This window comes from Lentzea atacamensis (assembly GCF_003269295.1).
GTDB lineage: Bacteria > Actinomycetota > Actinomycetes > Mycobacteriales > Pseudonocardiaceae > Lentzea > Lentzea atacamensis.
In genome coordinates this window covers 421,275-438,137 of the sequence record NZ_QLTT01000008.1, presented here as the reverse complement: position 1 = coordinate 438,137, position 16,863 = coordinate 421,275, and the positions used below count along the sequence as shown (strand labels likewise).

General features: G+C 70.2%; 17 protein-coding genes. 9 read left to right on the top strand and 8 right to left on the bottom strand.

What is annotated here, in order from left to right:
* Positions 1 to 269 precede the first annotated feature (269 nt).
* The 4 genes from C8D87_RS33160 to C8D87_RS33145 are packed head-to-tail and all read left to right on the top strand — an operon-like array spanning position 270 to position 2,989.
* Positions 270 to 1,208 carry an RNA polymerase subunit sigma-70 gene (locus C8D87_RS33160; protein WP_112229622.1) on the top strand — a complete coding sequence of 313 codons (939 nt, stop codon included), beginning with the start codon at positions 270 to 272 and terminating at the stop codon, positions 1,206 to 1,208.
* Between the two features lie 8 nt (positions 1,209 to 1,216).
* Entirely contained in the window at positions 1,217 to 1,570 is a 354-nt protein-coding gene (locus C8D87_RS33155) for a VOC family protein (RefSeq protein WP_112229621.1), read from the top strand.
* Positions 1,571 to 1,601: 31 nt separating this feature from the next.
* Positions 1,602 to 2,141 (top strand): GNAT family N-acetyltransferase, encoded by a 540-nt coding sequence (locus tag C8D87_RS33150; protein WP_233442410.1) that lies wholly within the window; start codon positions 1,602 to 1,604, stop codon positions 2,139 to 2,141.
* Positions 2,141 to 2,989 (top strand): alpha/beta fold hydrolase, encoded by an 849-nt coding sequence (locus C8D87_RS33145; RefSeq protein WP_112229620.1) that lies wholly within the window; start codon positions 2,141 to 2,143, stop codon positions 2,987 to 2,989. The genes C8D87_RS33150 and C8D87_RS33145 overlap by 1 nt, the downstream gene beginning before the upstream one ends.
* Here C8D87_RS33145 and C8D87_RS33140 read toward each other — a convergent pair.
* Positions 2,939 to 3,484, bottom strand: a complete 546-nt coding sequence (locus C8D87_RS33140) for a hypothetical protein (RefSeq protein ID WP_112229619.1) — start codon at positions 3,482 to 3,484, stop codon at positions 2,939 to 2,941. The two genes, C8D87_RS33145 and C8D87_RS33140, sit on opposite strands and share 51 nt — an antisense overlap.
* Before the next feature lie 334 nt (positions 3,485 to 3,818).
* On the opposite strand from C8D87_RS33140, the gene C8D87_RS33135 reads away from it, so the two are divergent.
* Positions 3,819 to 4,457 (top strand): DUF998 domain-containing protein, encoded by a 639-nt coding sequence (locus tag C8D87_RS33135; RefSeq protein WP_112229618.1) that lies wholly within the window; start codon positions 3,819 to 3,821, stop codon positions 4,455 to 4,457.
* 3 nt (positions 4,458 to 4,460) lie between these two features.
* Here the strand turns inward: C8D87_RS33135 and C8D87_RS33130 are convergent, their stop codons facing one another.
* On the bottom strand, positions 4,461 to 6,212 hold the full coding sequence (locus tag C8D87_RS33130) for an ABC transporter ATP-binding protein (RefSeq protein WP_112229617.1): 1,752 nt from the start codon (positions 6,210 to 6,212) through the stop codon (positions 4,461 to 4,463).
* 214 nt (positions 6,213 to 6,426) lie between these two features.
* Here C8D87_RS33130 and C8D87_RS33125 point away from each other — a divergent pair, with 214 nt between their 5' ends.
* Positions 6,427 to 6,984, top strand: a complete 558-nt coding sequence (locus C8D87_RS33125; protein WP_112229616.1) for an AMIN-like domain-containing (lipo)protein — start codon at positions 6,427 to 6,429, stop codon at positions 6,982 to 6,984.
* Positions 6,985 to 7,040: 56 nt separating this feature from the next.
* Here the strand turns inward: C8D87_RS33125 and C8D87_RS33120 are convergent, their stop codons facing one another.
* Positions 7,041 to 9,803: an AfsR/SARP family transcriptional regulator gene (locus C8D87_RS33120; RefSeq protein WP_112229615.1), complete on the bottom strand. Its 2,763-nt coding sequence runs from the start codon at positions 9,801 to 9,803 to the stop codon at positions 7,041 to 7,043.
* Between the two features lie 126 nt (positions 9,804 to 9,929).
* Here C8D87_RS33120 and C8D87_RS33115 point away from each other — a divergent pair, with 126 nt between their 5' ends.
* The gene (locus tag C8D87_RS33115) at positions 9,930 to 10,334 is read left to right on the top strand and encodes a P-loop NTPase family protein (RefSeq protein ID WP_112229614.1); all 405 of its coding nucleotides are present in this window, start codon (positions 9,930 to 9,932) and stop codon (positions 10,332 to 10,334) included.
* A gap of 2 nt (positions 10,335 to 10,336) precedes the next feature.
* Positions 10,337 to 10,867, top strand: a complete 531-nt coding sequence (locus tag C8D87_RS33110) for a DEAD/DEAH box helicase family protein (RefSeq protein ID WP_215732557.1) — start codon at positions 10,337 to 10,339, stop codon at positions 10,865 to 10,867.
* On the opposite strand, the gene C8D87_RS33105 is transcribed toward C8D87_RS33110, so the two are convergent.
* The 5 genes from C8D87_RS33105 to C8D87_RS33085 form a co-directional block, all read right to left on the bottom strand.
* Complete coding sequence (locus tag C8D87_RS33105) at positions 10,868 to 11,857, bottom strand: RNA polymerase subunit sigma-70 (protein ID WP_170166666.1); 990 nt, start codon at positions 11,855 to 11,857, stop codon at positions 10,868 to 10,870.
* 65 nt (positions 11,858 to 11,922) lie between these two features.
* Positions 11,923 to 12,672, bottom strand: a complete 750-nt coding sequence (locus C8D87_RS33100; RefSeq protein WP_112229665.1) for an isocitrate lyase/PEP mutase family protein — start codon at positions 12,670 to 12,672, stop codon at positions 11,923 to 11,925.
* 3 nt (positions 12,673 to 12,675) lie between these two features.
* On the bottom strand, positions 12,676 to 14,052 hold the full coding sequence (locus tag C8D87_RS33095) for an MFS transporter (RefSeq protein WP_112229612.1): 1,377 nt from the start codon (positions 14,050 to 14,052) through the stop codon (positions 12,676 to 12,678).
* A gap of 78 nt (positions 14,053 to 14,130) precedes the next feature.
* Complete coding sequence (locus C8D87_RS33090) at positions 14,131 to 14,688, bottom strand: nucleotidyltransferase family protein (RefSeq protein ID WP_146771942.1); 558 nt, start codon at positions 14,686 to 14,688, stop codon at positions 14,131 to 14,133.
* Between the two features lie 62 nt (positions 14,689 to 14,750).
* On the bottom strand, positions 14,751 to 16,244 hold the full coding sequence (locus C8D87_RS33085) for a sialidase family protein (protein ID WP_112229610.1): 1,494 nt from the start codon (positions 16,242 to 16,244) through the stop codon (positions 14,751 to 14,753).
* Positions 16,245 to 16,359: 115 nt separating this feature from the next.
* Here C8D87_RS33085 and C8D87_RS33080 point away from each other — a divergent pair, with 115 nt between their 5' ends.
* Positions 16,360 to 16,860, top strand: a complete 501-nt coding sequence (locus tag C8D87_RS33080; protein ID WP_112229664.1) for an ester cyclase — start codon at positions 16,360 to 16,362, stop codon at positions 16,858 to 16,860.
* The last annotated feature ends 3 nt before the right edge of the window (positions 16,861 to 16,863 follow it).

Sequence of the window (16,863 nt, the reverse complement as noted above, 5' to 3'; positions counted from 1 at the left end):
GGACCAGCACCAGCAGGGCTTGCTGCCCGGCATCGAGCCTGCGCCACCTCGATCCCAGCTCCCGGCGGTGCGTGCGGATCAAGCCGGACACGAACTGGTTTGAAGGTTCTCGACGCGCTGCGGCGCCCGTAGCGCGTACCAGTCTTGCCTGGCCGGTCGGAGGTTGCGGACAGTCGTGATCGGCAGGCGGCGCAAGCAGGTACCGATCGGGGAGGTTTCCCCCGCTGACGGGTCGATGGAAACTCATCGGTCCGCGTAGGGTCTTTCTCGTGATCGAGGAGCTGGAGCCGTTCCGGATCGAGCTGACCGGCTACTGCTACCGCATGCTCGGCTCCGGTTTCGAGGCCGAGGACGCCGTGCAGGAGACGCTCGTCCGCGCGTGGAAGGCGTACGACAGCTTCGACCCGTCGCGCGCGTCGCTGCGGACCTGGCTGTACCGCATCGCCACCAACATCTGCATCGACATGCTGCGGTCCGCCCAGCGCCGGGCCCTGGCCGTCGACCTGCGATCGCCCGGCGGGGACTTCGGGGCGCCGCTGCCCGAGCGGACCTTCGTGCAGCCGACGCCCGACGCGAAGGTCCTGCCGGAGGACCAGGCGATCCGCAAGGAGACCGTGCGGCTGGCGTTCGTGGCGGCACTGCAGCACCTGCCGGCCCGTCAGCGCGCGGTGCTGATCCTGCGGGACGTGCTGGTGTGGCAGGCCGCCGAGGTCGCCGATCTGCTCTCCATCTCGGTGGCTGCGGCCAACAGCGCGTTGCAGCGGGCGCGGGCCACGATGCAGGTGGTCGATCCCGGCGAGCCGCTGCACCCCGCCGACCCGAAGCAGAAGGCACTGCTCAGCCGATACTGCGAGGCGTTCGACCGGCACGACGTGCGGACTCTGGTGGCGCTGCTGCACGAGGACGCGACGATGTCGATGCCGCCGTTCAGCTGGTGGCTGCGGGGCCGTGGCCCGATCTCGGTCGCGCTGAACGATCCCCAGGCGACGTGTGCCGGCGCGTGGCTGGTGCCGGTGCGGGCGAACGCGTCGCCCGCGTACTGGCAGATGCGGCCGGGGATGGACCGGCCGTTCGGGCTGGTGTTCATCGACGTGCGCGATGGGCTGGTCACGGGCACGACGACGTTCCTCAACGTTCCCGAACTCCTGCCGTTGTTCGGTGCACCGATGAGTTCCGGCCAGCCGCCCCGTACAACGGTGGACGACTAGGAGGAACCATGGCGATCCAACCCATCATCCTGACCCCGGATCTTCCGCCCTTGCAGGCGTTCTACGAGCAGGTTCTCGGCGCGACCGAGGTGTTCCGGTACCCGGAGTCCGGTCCGGTGTTCTACAAGACGCTCAAGATCGGTGATGCCGAGCTCAGGCTCGTCGCCGAGAAGGCCGACGTCTCGGCGCCGCCCCGGATCGCGCTGAGCATCGACGTTCCCGACGTCGACGCGTTGCTGCCCCTGGTCGAGGCCGCGGGAGGCCGTGTGCAGGGACCGCCGAACGACATGCCATGGGGACAACGCGTTGCCCACGTGTTCGATCCTGACGGAAACCCCGTGAACCTCACCCAGGAGCTCTAGTGGCGCGGCCCGGAACGTGCCGTCTGGCGAGGTGCCCCGGGAGGACGTCGAGGCGATCTGCGACGGGTCCGAGCCGGGCAAGTGCCGCTGCCAGCGCTACAAGGTGAAGGGCTGGATGTGGCGCGACTCGACGTTCGACGAGCGCTACGCCGCGCACGAGTCGCAGGCCGCCCGTGGCAGCGGGCTGGTGGCCTATGTGGACGGTGAGCCCGCCGGTTGGGTGGCCGTCGAACCCCGGTGCGACTACGCGAAGCTGCTCGACCTGCCCATCCCGTGGAAGGGCAGGTCCGAGGACAAGGACGACGACGGCGTGTGGGCCGTGACGTGTTTCGTGGTGCGCAAGGGCTTCCGCAGGCAAGGCCTCACCTACGAGCTGGTGGCCGTGACCGTCGAGCACGCTCGGTCACAGGGTGCTCGCGCGGTCGAGGCGTATCCGATGATCGCCGCGTCCGGCCAGACCGTCACCTGGGGCGAGCTGCACGTCGGTGCGCGTCAGGTGTTCGAGGAGGCCGGGTTCACGCAGGTCACCCACCCCACCAAACGACGTTTCGTGATGCGAGTGGACTTCTGATGGACTTCGAAGAGATCGTCATCCCGACCGAGCGCCTCTCCTTCCCCGCCCTGGCCGCGGGTGAGGGCCCGATCGTGGTGTGCTGGCACGGCTTCCCCGACCACCCGGCGTCGTTCGGCCCGCTCGCCGAACGACTGGTGGCCGCCGGCCGCCGGGTCGTCGCGCCGTTCCTGCGCGGGCACCACCCGTCGACGTTCGACCAGCTGCCGTTCGCCGACGGCCTGACGCTGGCGGCCGACGCCGCCGCGGTGAACGCCGCGCTGTCGCCCGAGCCGCTGGACGTGATCGGCCACGACATCGGCGCCGGTGTGGCCGGGCGGCTGGCGGCCGGCTGGCCCTCGCGGGTGCGCCGAGTGATCACGATGTCCGTGCCGCCGCCGGCCACGTTGCGTCACATCTTCGACGATCCCGCACAGCAGCAACGGTTCTTCTACCTGTTCATGTTCCAGGTGCCCGGGGTCGCGGAGAGCCTGCTGAACTCCACACTGATCGAGTACCTGTGGCGGACCTGGTCACCGGGTCTCTCCGTACCGCCGCACGTGCTGTCGATGTACGAGGATCCGCAGCTCAGGGCCAACGCGCTGAAGCTGTACCGGGCGAACTTCGACCGGTCGCTGCACGATCCTTCGTTGTCCTCGATGGCGCAGGCGACCGAGAAGCCGGCGCCGATCCCGATGCTGGTGCTGGCGGGCGCCCAGGACGGTTGCATCACGCCCGACAACTACACCGACGCCGCCACGGGTCTCGCCCCGGGTTCGCGGGTCGAGATCGTGGCGGACGCCGGGCACTTCCTGCAGCTAGACCGCCCCGACGAGGTCGCGGCGCTCGCGCTTGACTGGCTGCGCTGACCTGCGGATCCGGCCCCACGGCTTGAACACCGACAGGATGTAGGCGAACAGCAGCAACGTCGGCGCGACCACGACCGGGTACATGATGTCGGGCGGGATGACCGCCGTCGGGTCGCCTGCCAACATGCGCTTGCCGATCTCGGCCGCTTCCCGCACACCCGGGCGCAGCGAGAACGCGATCAGCAGTGACATGCCGACGTTCATGAACAGCTTGATGGCGACCCACCAGTACCTGACCAGGCCGTACTTGCTGCCGAGGCCCAGGACCACGCCGGAGGTCATGCAGACGACGCTGGCGCCGAACATCGGCCAGATCGCGAACAGGTCGATCGCCTGTATGGCGACGCCTGCGATGCCGGTGTCCTCTGTGGACAGTGCGACCACCACCAGGATGCCCAGTGCGAGGTCGATGCCCAGCCACGCCACCGCTGACAGGATGTGCACGAGCAGCACTCCCTTGCGGGTGCGGCCGCTCAGCTTGCGGGTGGTAGTCATCGCGATGCACTCCTTTGCTCGTGGTGTCGCGACCCACTCTCGTTGGCGGGTGGGCGTGCTTCATCCGCTCACGTTCTGATCTCGTGTACGTCAGATTGCGTAGGGGCGGACCGCCGACCACACCGGCCAGCGGGCCGGAACCAACCCCGCCACCCGGCCGGTACCTGGCCCCCTGCACGGTGGTTCGCGCCCCTCACTCCTCAATGGACGGTCGACTCCATTGAGGTCGGAGCGTGCTCCGCAGGCGCCTGCCGAACATGGCGGTGACAGGCGTCCGGCCACACAACGTCGATCAGAGACGTAGCATGGCGGAAGGGGTGAGGGGGATCCGACGTTGGAACTGGAAAGGCCTTCCGGCCACTTGTTGCCCCGTCGGCTTGACCGGCCGGGAACGTGGCTGGTCGCCGCCGCCCTCCTGTATTCCTGCTGGCTCCTCGAGCTAGTGCTGCCGACAGGGCTGTCGATGGTGGACAGCTACGTGAGTGAGCTGTTCGCCGACGACCAGCCGTACCGGTGGGTTTTCCGCGTCACCGACGCGCTGGCCGCCTGCTGCCTGTTCCTCGCCGCCCGCCGGATGCGCGGGCGGCTCGTCATCGCGGCTGTGCTCCTCTTCGCGGTCGCGACCCTCGCCGACACGGTGCTGTCGCTGGACTGCGCGGCAAGCGTCGACGCGCTGTGCCGCTCCCGCGAGACCGCGGGAACGGTGTCGCTCGGGCATCGGCTGCACCAGGTCACCAGCGCGCTGACGTTCGGCAGCGCCCTCGCCGCCGCCGCGGGTCTCGAACGGAGCACCCGCCGGTGGAGTGCCAGGGTGGTGGTCGCCCTGCTGGCCACGACCGGCGTGCTGTCCGCCGTCCTCGTGCACCAGCCCGGCGCCGGGCTGGTGCAGCGTGTCCAGTTGCTGACCATCGCGGTGGGACTGGTGCTCGGAGCGCGGGCGTCTCTCGGGTGGAGGCGCAGCGGTTTCCGTTGAGAGTCACTCGCGTTCGCCGGTGAGCAGCTGAGTGGCGGCGAAGCCCGCGTACAGGGGATCACTCGCGACGAGCTCGTCATGAGTGCCGGACGCACGCACCTTTCCGTTGTCCACCACCACGATCCGTTCTGCCTGCGTGACCGTCGACAGCCGATGTGCCACCACGAGAACGGTCATCGTCTTCGCCGCGGCCGTCACCACGTCGCGGATCGCCATCTCGTTCGCGGCGTCGAGCTGCGAGGTGATCTCGTCGAGCAGCAGGAGGCGGGGACGGCGGATCAGCGCACGAGCGAGTGCGATCCGCTGCCTCTCGCCCCCGGACAGGAAGTTGCCGCGATGCCCGACCGCTGTGTCCAGCCCTTCCGGAAGGCGCTCGACCAGCGAGTCCAGCCGGGTCTGCGCCACGACGTCGCGAATCTCCTCGTCGGTGGCGTCCGGCCTGCCGTAGACGAGGTTGTCGCGCAACGTGCCCGACAACATGGGCGCGTCCTGTTCGACGTAGCCGACACCGGCGCGCAGGCTCGCCAGGTCCCACTCCGCGAGGTCGCGGCCGTCCAGCAGGATCCGGCCGGCCGACGGCTCGTAGAACCGCTCGACCAACGCGAAGAGCGTGGACTTCCCCGCACCCGAAGGACCGACGAAAGCGGTCATTCCCGTCGCGGGAACGTCGACACCGATACCGCGGAGGACCTCTGGCAGCTCCGGACCGTAGCGGAAGCGGACGTCCTCGAAAGCGAGACGGATCCCGTCCTTCGCGGCGGACCCCGTGCGGGCGCCGGCGACTCCGGCGGGCTCGGACCGCATCTCCTCGACCTCGGCCAGGCGGCGTACCGCCGCCAGCCCGACGGACAGACTGCTGCCCGCGTGCAGCAACTGCCCGATCGGTTCGTTCAGGTAGAACAGGAACAGCAGGAAAGCGACCAAAGTGGACAGTGAGATGGCTCCTGTCGCGACCCGAGCCCCGCCGATGCCGAGCACGGCGAGGAAGGCCGCCTGGACCGCCAGGGTGTTGGACCCGTGCACCAGCGACTCCCAGCGCGCGGAGCGAACACCGGCACGCCACGCGTCCTCCGCCCCGCGTTCGATCGCGGCGATCTCCCCGGTCTCCGCACCCGCGGCCTTGACGGTCCGGAAGGAGCCGAGCACGCGCTCCAGCCGCGCACCCGTGTCCCCGACCGCGGACTGGGCGGCGCGGGACGCCTTCTCGATCATCGGCAGACCGGCGCCGGCGAACAGGCCGACCACGGCGAGCACGGCCAGGGTGACGCCGAGCAGGGCGAGGTCCATCACGCCCATCATGACGACCATCACCACGGTCGTGACCGCACCGGTGACCAGTCCGACGAGTGCGCTGGTGCACACCTCGCGCAGCAATGTCGTGTCACTGGTGAAGCGGGACAGCAGGTCTCCCGGCTCCGCGCGTTGCACGGCGGGCACGCGCAGCGAGAGCAGCTTCCTGGTGAGCCGCTTCCTCGCCACCAGCACGACGGACTCCGCCGCGCGTTCGAGCAGGTAGTCACCGGCCATCGCGATCGCGGCGCCGGCGAGCGCGAGGCCGACCAGCAGCGCCAGCAGGCCGGTGATCGCGTCACCGGTGCCCAGCCGGTCCACCAGCGCCTTCGCCGCGAGAGGCTGGGCCGCCGCGGCGAGCCCGCCGAGCAGGACGAGTGTTCCTCCTAAAAGGACAGTACGGCGATGTGGCCGGACGTGGCCCAGCAGGGTTCTCCAGGCCGGGCGGTCGATCGGGGTGCGCACGGCGACACAACTCCGTCTTTTGTGGTCGTTGAACGGTCACCTCGATCCTCGGTCCGAGACGCTGCGCGCGGCACCGGTGAACCGGCCGGACAACCCAGCCGGTCGGATGGTGCTGCGCCGTCGACCGGAGGAGCGCCGCCCAGCCAACAGACAACCTCGGCCTGTGATGCACGTCACTAGATGCAAGGGGGCAGCTCGAAGGGAGAGCAACGACATGGGAAAGATCCTGAGACGCGGCGCCGCACTGGCGGCACTGCTGATGATGGCCGGACTGCTCGCGCCGTCCGCGTCCGCCGCACCGTATTGCGGCATCACCTGGGGCTCACTGCCGAAAGCAGGGCCCAGCCACGCGCACACGAGCGCGACCATCAACGACGTGCGTGCCGGACGGCACGACTGCTACGACCGGCTCGTGGTCGACATGACCGGTGGCCCGGCTCCGGAGTGGTACCACGTCTCTTACGTGTCGACCGTGCACCAGCAGGGCAGCGGCGTCCCCGTCCCGCTGGCGGGCGGCGCCTTCCTCGACGTGCTCGTCGGTTCGGCCGCGCACGACCAGTACTACAACCCGACCTACCAACCGGCCAACCCGATGCAGGCCGTCAACGTCGCCGGCTTCACGACCTTCCGCCAGGTCGCGTTCCTCGGCACGTTCGAGGGACAGACGCAGTTCGGGATGGGTGTCCGGGCCCGCCTGCCGTTCCGCGTGTTCACGCTCACCGGGCCGGGGTCGACCGGGCGCCTGGTGATCGACGTCGCGCACCGCTGGTAGGACATCGCCTTGCCCCGGCCGTTGGACCGTGGCAAGGCGGTCTGCTTCCGCGCGCGTCACGCCCGCGGGCCGGGCAGCCGCTCATCCTCCGCGTCCAGAGCCTCAAGCCTCGCGTGCACGGCTCTGGCGTCAGGATGCCTCAGGTTGTCGAGCAAAGCCGACGCGGACCGCAGCGCGTCTCGTGCCGCGGACGTCTCCCCTTCCGCGAGGTGCGTGTCGGCGAGCCGGGTGAGGGTCGCGGCGTTCTCGAACACGTCGCCGAGCTCCCGGTACAGCGCGAGCGCCCTCTCGTAGCACTCGATCGCACGGGCGTTGGCGCCCATGTTGTGGTGGATGAAGCCGAGGCTGTCCCAGGTGACCGCTTCGCCTGTCCAGTCACCGATCCCGCGATGCCGCACGAGTGCCTCCTCGCACGCCACCAGCGCGCGGCGGTGACTGCCCAGCTGGCAGAGGTACCAGCCGACCTGGTTCAGCGCGGCGGCCTCACCGGCGAGGTGACCGCAGTTCCGATAGATCTCCAGTGCGCGCCGGCCGTGCTCGAGTGCCTCGGTGAAGCTGCCTTGCGTGTCGGCCATCAGCGCGAGGTCGCGGTGAATGCCCGCCTCGCCGACACGGGTGCCGTCGAGATCGAGTGCGGCCATGAGGTGAGCCCGCGCCTGCGGAAAGGAACGCAGCATGATGAACGCCTGGCCGAGACCGCGATGGGCACTCGCGAGCGCTCGCCGGTCGGCGAGTCTCGCCCCGGCCGCGAGCGCGTACGTCCCGAGCTCGATCCAGTCGTGCCACCGGCCCTGGCGGTCCAGGAAGTCCGCCGTGGTCCAGGCGAGCTGCCACACGTGCTGGTCGAAACCTTCAGCGGCGGCGAGGGGAAGAAGCCGGCGCAGGGCGGCGATCTCGTCTTCGAGCCAGCGCCACGCGGCCTGGTAGTCGCTCAGCGGCTCCGGGCACGTTCCCGGTGCCGCGTCATCCACGTCGATGTGGTCTCTCATGGGACGCAACAGCAATGCCCCGGAGACGGCGGTGTGCAGGTAGTGGTCCAGGAGGCGGCGCAACGCGTCGTTCCTCGCCGGCGCCGGGACCTCCAGCCGGAACCGTTCCGCGGCGTAAACCCTCACCAGATCGTGGAAGGCGAACCGGCCCGGCCGGTGTTCCTCGGTCAGGTGCACGCGGGCCAGCTCGTCCAGCGCGTCCTCCGCCTCCTTGCCGGACAGCCCGGCCAGGCTCGCCGTCGCCGCGGCGGTGACGGCGGGGCCCGGATGAAGGCCGAGCAACCGGAACACCTGCGCCGCCGTCGGTCCGAGGTGCCGGCAGGACAAGGAGATCGCGGCCCGCACGCTGGTCTTCGGGTCGTCGTCGTCCAGAGTGTCCAAACGCGACTGCTGGCTGTCCAGCTCACCTGCCAGTGCCTTCAGGGAGAAGGTGGGGTTCAGCGACGCCCTGGCGGCGACCACCGCGAGCGCGAGGGGCAGGAACCCCGCGCCCGCGATGAGCTCGTCGACCGCCTGGGTCTCCGCCTCCATCCGGTCGCGGCCGAGGTGCTGTTCGAGCAACGCGCGTGCCTCGCGGAGATCCATGTGGCGCAGCGTGATCAGGTGCGCGCCTTCCCCGGCCACGAGACCCACCAGGTGGTTGCGGCTCGTGACGACCACCATCGAAACGCCGTCACCCGGCAGCAGAGGGCGGACCTGCTGCACGTCCCGCGCGTTGTCCAGCAAGATGAGCAACCGCCGCGAATTCAGGATGCTGCGGTAGGTGGCCGCCATCGCGTCGATGTCCGACGGCGCACGATCGGGCGGTACACCCAGCATCGTGAGAAGCGTCCGCAACGCCTCCGCCGGCGACACGGCGGCCCCGGCGTGCTCGAACCCTCGCAGGTTCACGTAAAGCTGGCCGTCGGGGAACGAATCCTGCACGCGATGCGCCCAGTGCACGGCCAGTGTCGTCTTCCCGACTCCGGCGGCGCCGCTGATCGCCACGAACGGCCGATGCCGGCGCAGCAGGTCGTCGAGCACTTCCAGCTCCCCGTCACGCCCGACGAAGAACGGAGAGTGCGCGGGAAGCTGGCGTGGCACCGGCACGTCGGGCCGGCGTTTCAGGGCGGCCGGCGACTGCTCGTGCTGTTCCCGCACGGCCGGGCTCGGGTCGACACCGAGCTCGTCGGCGAGCCTGCGGCTCAGCTCGGCGTAGTGCCGGTCGGCGTCTGCGTGCCGTCCTGACTTGTGCAGTGCCAGGATGACCTGCCCCGCGAGGCGTTCGTCCAGGGGGTGTGCCGTGGTTTCGCGGAACATCTCCCCGAGCACGTCGTCCTGCCTGCCGAGCCGCAGGGCCACCTCGTTGCGGTCCAGCACCACGGCGAACCGCTCGGATTCGAGGGTGGCGCGCAGCTCGTCCAGCCACGGCGTGGACAACCCGCCGAACGGCCTGCCCCGCCACAGCGCGAGCGCGCGGTTGAACAACAGAACCGCCTGATCGTCGTCTGAGGTCCGGGCTTGGGCGACCAGCTCCCGGAAACGGTGGAGATCCACCGCCATGGGATCGGCGGTGAGCACGTACCCCGCGTGTTGCCTGGCCACTGTCACGTCACCAGCTGCCGCGAGTGCCCGGCGCAACCGGGAGAGGTAGCCGTACAGCACGTTCTTGCCGCGATTCGGCGGGTCGTCCCCCCAAACCCGGCTCAGGATCCGTTCCACCGGAATCGGCTGCCGGACGTCGTGGAGCAGCGCCACCAGCACGCACAGCTGCCGCGCGCGACCGGCGTCGACGCTCTGGCCATCAATGCGCACCTCGACGTCGCCGAGCACCCGGAATTCCACCGACATGGATCCGAACTAACTCGTCATGGCCAGCCGACTCAAGGTATTTCGAACTATTGCTGACATTCGGTGCAGTTCCACCGGTCTCAAGTCCGTGCTAGTCGTTTGCGTCGTACTGGCACGATTGCGTTCATGGAGCGCGTTGTGATCCTCGGCCGCGGCGGCGCGGGGAAGTCGACTCTCGCGGCCGCCCTGGGCACCGCGACCGGGCTCCCCGTCATCGAACTCGACAAGCACTTCTGGGGGCCGGATCTAGAAGCGACTCCCCCTGATCGCTGGGCCGTCGTCCAGGGTGAACTCGCCATCACCGACCGGTGGATCATGGACGGTGACCTCGGCCCCTACGACGTCCTCGACGTCCGTCTCCGCCGGGCGGGCACCGTCCTGCTGCTCGACCACTCGTTCCCGCGGTGCGCCTGGCGGGCGCTGCTCATCAACGCGATCGCGGCACACGCCGGGCACGCGACGCTGCACGTGCTTCGGAATCCACGCGCGAAAGCACGTTTCGTGGCTCGAGAGCTGACCCGGAGGACATGACCGTGGAACGTTTTTCCGTGCTGCTGATCGGCGGCCGGTCCGGAGTCGGGAAGTCCACGGTCTCCTGGGAGATCTCGGCTCAGTTGCGGGACGCGGCCGTGTCCCACTGCTTCATCGAGGGCGACTTCCTCGACCAGGCCCACCCGGCGCCACCGGACGACCCGAGCCGCACGGAGATGACCAGGCGGAATTTGGCTTCCCTGTGGGGAAACTACGCGGCGCTCGGCTACCGGCGGCTCATCTACACGAACACCGTCAGCGTGCTGGAACGCGACCTGGTGGTCGGCGCGATGGGCGGGAACGTGGAGGTGACCGGCGTTCTGCTGACCGCCGCGGACGACATCGCGAACCAGCGGCTGGGCCTGCGCGAGACGGGCAGCCAGTACGAGGCGCACGTGACGCGCGGGACCGCCGCCGCCCGTCACCTGGAGACGCACGCGCCGCAGTGGGTGGTTCGCGTTCCGACCGACGGCAAGGGCGTCACCGAGGTGGCGGGCGAGGTCATCGGCCTCACCCGCTGGCACGCGGTTTGATCACACCGACGGCGGGACTCGTGGCCACCGCTCGGGCAGGCCGGCGGCCGTGACGAAGGCCGGGTTCTCGAACTTCGTCGCGCTGGAGAAGCGGCCGTCGACGAGGGTGAGCACCCACAGGCAGTCGGCCCGCAGGTCGCCGGAGGCGTCGGGGCGGTACCCGGCCATGGCCGGCTGGCCGTTGGCACGGGTGGGCAGCAGCCGGACGTGCCAGCCCGGGGAGGCGAAAGTGCGCTCCAGGAACGGGATGCACACGTGCACGCCCTTGAACCAGACCGGATGCGGCACGGCCTCGAGGCTGAAGTCGTCGTGGATGACGGCGCGGATCGCGGCGGAGTCCCCCGCCTCGAACGCGGTGAGGTAGCGGTCGAGCAGGGCGCGTTCCAGCTCCAGGTCCGGTGGTTCCACGCGCTGGTCGGCGAGGTCCAGCTCGTCCAGCCGTTTGCGGGCCCGTTGCAGGAGGCTCTTCACCGCGGGGACGCTGATGCCGAGCGTCTCCGCGATCTCGGCGGCGGACCACGAGAGGACCTCGCGCAGCAGGAGCGCCGCACGCTGCCGCACCGGCAGGTGCTGCAGCGCCGCGATCAACGCGAGGCGCACCGACTCGCGCTGCACGACGACCTCGGCCGGTTCGTCGTCGCGGTGGTTCAGGACGGCGTCGGGCAGCGGTTCGAGCCAGGCGATGGACTCGTCGGAGTAGGCGCGGACGCCGGGGTCCGTCGACGGCGCGCCGAGGCCGGCGGGGAGCACCCGCCGGCTTCGATGGCTCAACGCGGTGATGCAGGTGTTGGTCGCGATGCGGTAGAGCCAGGTCTTGACCGAGGAACGTCCCTCGAACCCGGCCGCGCCGCGCACCGCGCGCAGGTAGGTCTCCTGAACGGCGTCCTCGGCGTCCTGGTACGAGCCGGTCATCCGGTAGCAGTGCGCGAGCAGCCCGTCGCGCAGCAGGCCGAACTCGTCGTGCAGGCTCGCACTGGCCGCAGATGTCACGTCACTCCCCCTGGTCGTGGGTCACCAACTCTTCATTGGACTCCTCCGGCCGGCAAAAGGAATCGCTATCGCGCGAGTTTCTCCAGGGCACCGCGCATGCCGGCGAACCCTCCCCGGTAGAACCGCGGGCCGTAGGACACGCGGGCCACTCCCAGCGACCGCAACGCGTCGAGGTCGAGGGAGTCGGTGGTGTTCCCGTTGACCGGCGCCTGCACCTCGGCGATCAACCGGGTGAGGTTGTGGGTGGTCGAGCCGCCGATCGGGTAGACGCAGTCCGCGCCCGCGTCCCGGTAGAGACGGCCGCGCCGCACCGCCTCGTCCAGCCGGTCCTGCTCGGGAACGCCGCTGGACGGCAGGAACACGTCGATCCTGGCGTTGACGACGATCGGGACCCCGGCGGCGTCGGCGGCAGCGCGCACCCCGGCGAGCCGATCCGCCTGCGCCGCCGCGTCCACGAGGCCACCAGCCCGGTGATCGGTGTCTTCGAGGTTGCAGCCGGTCGCACCGGCTTCGAGCAGCCGGGCCACGAACTCGTCCGGTGCCAGGCCGTAGCCGGCTTCCGCGTCCACGGTCACCGGGACGGGCACGGCGGCGGCGATCCGGGCGGCGGCCGCGAACATCTCCTGCCAGGGCGCGCTTTCGCCGTCGCCGTGGCCGAGCGTCTCGGCCACGGCGGCACTCGACGTCGCCACGACCGGGAAACCCATTTCCACCACGAGTTCCGCGCTGGGCTCGTCCCAGGCGTTCGGCAGCACGAGCATCTCTTCGTGGTGGAGCTCGCGCAACAGGTCGGCATGCGCCTTCAGATCGGACACCAACTACCCCTTTCGTGGAATGACGGCTCCGGCCAGCGCACCAGCGGCCGCGAGGCCCGCGCCGGTCAGAACGGCCGACGTGAAACCGTTCGAGAACTCCTCAGGCGTCGCGTAGCTGCCGGCCGCGGTGAAGCCGACGACCAGAACCGCCACGCCGAACGCTCCGCCGAGCTGCCGCATGGCGCTGAACGCACCCGACGCCTTGCCGAGGAACTGCGGCGCCACCGATGTCAGCACGGCGCTCTGCACGGCGGGCAGGCACATCGCGATGCCCGTTCCGGAGAGCACCAGCGGTGCCGCGATCGCCGCATAGCCGGCGGCGGGATGGGCGACGAGGGCGATCCAGACCATGGCCAGGCTGTGCAGGCCGAGCCCCGCGACGATGAACGGCCGCTCACCGAACCGGCCGACCGACCGTCCCACCCACTGCGGGACGATCACCGTGGTCAGTCCCCACGGCGCCAGCGCCAGCCCCGCCGCCAGCGGCCCGTACCCCAGTGCTTCCTGCACGAACTGGGCGATGAAGAACAGCACCCCGAACGCGGAAGCCCAGTGGAAGAAGATCACGACGTTGGCGGCGGCGAACCTGCGCGAGCGGAACAGGTGCAGCGGCAGCATCGGATGGGCCGCCCGGCGCTGCCAGGCGACGAAGAGCCCGATCGCCACCAGCCCCGCCACGGCCCATCCCACCGAGCCGCCCTGGACGAGCGCCCACATCAGGCCGAACGTGCCGGCGCCCGCCAGCAGCAGCCCGGGAAGGTCGAGGGTGCGATCAGGTCCGCGGCTCTCCTCGACGCGTGTCAAAGCGAGGACCAGCAGCGCGACCCCCAGCGGCACGTTGATCCAGAAGATCCACGGCCACGAGACCCCCTCCACCACGGCGCCGCCGACCAGTGGCCCGAGCGGTACGGCGACCCCGCTCACGCTCCCGAAGACGCCGAGTGCCCTGGGCCTGAGGGCGGGCGGGAACGCGGCGCTCAGCAACGCGAGGGCGAGCGGCATGATGAACGCGGCCCCGGCGCCCTGGACGACCCGCGCGGCGATCAGCGTCTCCACGTCGGGCGCGACCGCGCACACCAGCGAGGCCAGCGTGAACAACGCGACACCGGCCGCGAACACCCGCCGCCGTCCCCACCGGTCGCCCGCGGCCGCGGCGGTCATGAGCAGCACCGCGAAGCTCAGGCCGTAGCCGTTGACCGTCCACTCCAGGTCGGTGATCGAGGCGCCCAGATCCGTTCTGATCGCGGTCAGCGCCGTCGCCACGACCAGTGCGTCGAGGACGACCAGCAGCGAGGCGATCGAGGTGATCGCGAGCACCCACGTTCGCCGCGATCTCTCCTCGGCCGCAGGCACATCTGCGGGTGTGGTTCGGGTGGACACGTCCGTCTCCTCTGGCTCCAGCCGACGTCCTTCGGAGGAATGGACATCGGGCGGCAGCGAAAGGAATCGGAGCAGGGGTCAGCTGTCGAGCCAGCGGGCTCCGCGAGGCTGCTCCCCGCGGCGCACGGCCTCGCGCACGATCGCGTACTGCGCGGCCCGTTCGACGTCCTTCGGACGCGGCTTGGCCGGCAGCCGTCCGAGCACCTCGTCCGGCGAGCACACCCACACGGGCACACCCGCCAGCTCCACGCTGGTCGCACCGGGCCGCAGCTCGGCGTAGCTGCCGGTCAGCTTCGGCGTGACGTCGACCATTCCGAGGCGGGTCACGAACAGGTGGTCCAGCTGCTCCGCGGTGGGTGGATCGGGCCGCCAGTCCAGGCACTCCCGCCGTGTCAGCGCCTTGTGCCACGACGGCTCGCGAGCGGGCACGGCGTCGAGCTCGACCAGCAGGCCGGCGATCCGGCGCAGGTTGGCGGGATCGAGCGACGGCACCACGTCGAGGTCGTTCGGCCGCAGGTCCGCGCCGTACAGGGTGAGCACGGCCGAACCGCTGAGAACCCAGTCGACGCCGCGTTCGTGCAGCAGCCGCAGCAACGGGGTCACGTGGAGGGACGGGCGGGAGTCCGGATCAAGCACTCGGCCGAAGGTACCCGCCGGGGGCCGGTCGAGGACCACGATCCACGACCGGCCCGTGGTGCTCAGCTGTGGTCGAGCCGCACCGCGTGCGCGTCGGCACCGTCGGCGATCGTCGAAGTGAAGAACGCGATGGTGCTGTTGCCGGAGATCGTCTCGAGCCCCATGTAGTCGCCGAGGAACAGCCCCCTCGGATCACCGGGCGCGAAGTACGAGATCGGGGCGGCGTAGTGGTCGAACGGCCCGTGCAGGTGCTGTTCGGGCTGCCAGCTCAGGGTGCCGTCGTGCGAGTGGCGGAGCCAGACGTCGGTGGTGGCGACGCCGTCACCGAGCACGTTGTTCCGGTCGTCCCAGTAGGTCAGGGTGACCATGCCGGTGTCCGACACGTCGATCGCGTGGTTGTACGACTGCACGCCGGGGCCGCCGGTGGCGACCGCGGTGGGGCCGCTCCAGTGCCGGCCGCCGTCGGTGGACTTGGCCAGCACGACCTTGTTCACCGCGGTGCCGAGCGAGTCGGACCAGACGACGTAGATCGCGCCGGTGGTCATGTCGACCGCGATGTCGGGCAGGTAGTCCTCGGCACGGATCGGGAAGTTGTCGTCGGGCACGACCAGCTGGGCGGTCCGGATCGGCGCGATGCGCGCCGGGGCCGACCAGTGCAGACCGGCGTCGCGGGAGGTCATGACGCCCACGTAGACGCCGTTGTCGTTGAAGCCGGCGCCGGTGAAGAGGTTCGCGGTGACGTTGTAGAGCGTGCCGTCCGGGCCGACCGCGATCTGGTTGCCCTGGAAGAAGTTGTTCGAGTTGCGCATCGGCACCGGCGTCGACCACGTCAGCCCGCCGTCGGTCGTCCGGGAGAACATGGGCATGCCGCGGTAGGCGAACGAGTGCAGGTCCGCGACCGGGTGCTGCCGGCCGTCGTTGGGATAGGTGCCGCGCAACCACGTCGCGTAGGCGTGGCCGGGCCGGGTCGGGTCGCCGGTGATGGAGACCTTGTCGTTGAAGATGCCGCGCTCGCCGCCGTCCTCCTGGATGATCCGCGGCGGCCGCCACGTGCCGGTGGACCGGTCGAGGCTCGTCACCGAGATCGCGGACAGGCCGAGCGCGGCCGAGTCGATCGGCTGGCCGATGAAGTAGGCGTTGCCCACCTTGTCGTAGGAGACCCACGGGTCGGTGACGCGGCCGAACCGGGTCGGGCCGCCCTGGCAGGCGCTCCACGGCACGTCCGGCAGCTTGGCCCACGACGTGCCGCCGTCGTGCGTGATCCACGAGGACAGGCCACGCGCGCCGCCGTCCGGCCAGCGGTCCTGCTGGGTCACGCCGATCATCTCGTCCGGGTTGACGGGATTGACCGCCACCTGCGGCTCGACCTCGGTGTTGTCGTAGGCCGCGGCGAAGTCGGCAGAGGCGCCGAAGGGGCAGGCCGTCAACGTCGACGGGCCGCTGACCAGCACGTCAGCGCCGACCGAGAAGGGAGCCGCCGATGCTCCGGGTGCCGCGCTGAACAGAATCAGAGGGACAGCCGCCGCCGCGGCGGTGAGCCGTCTGGTCGCATGCATGGGGGTACCTCCGCAGGTCTGCTTTCCCCCTCACGGGTGAATCGCTGCGGCGGGCCGGACCGTTGCAGGTCTTGCACGGCTGTCACAACCGGGCCCGACGCGCCGTCCTGTGGGCATGACGATCGAAACGAGCAACGAAACGACGTTCAGCCGCCTGCACGACGCCGTCAACAGCGGTGACGCGGAGGCCATCTCGAAGGCGATCGACGAGGTCGCCGATCCGGACCTGGTCTTCCACGCGCCGGTGCCGGGCGAGCTGTCCGGGGTGCAGGCGCTCAAGCAGGTGTGGGCGACTCTCCTGCGCGCGTTCCCCGACATCCACGTCGCCATCGAGGACGTGATCGCGCAGGGCGACAAGGTCGTCTACCGGAACACGGTCACCGGCACCCATCAGGGCGAGTACCGGGGCGTGCCGCCGACGGGCAGGTCCGTCCGTTACAGCGAGATCTTCATCCTCCGCTTCTCCGGCGGCCGGATCGCGGAGATCTGGGGCGTCGTCGACGTTTTCGCGCAGTTGAGGCAACTCGGGCTCGTCCAGGTCCGAGAACGGCACGGCGTTCACCGCGCACTCCGGTCTGGAGTGGACGTCCCTGGCCGGCTACGCCCGTCGCGTTAGCCC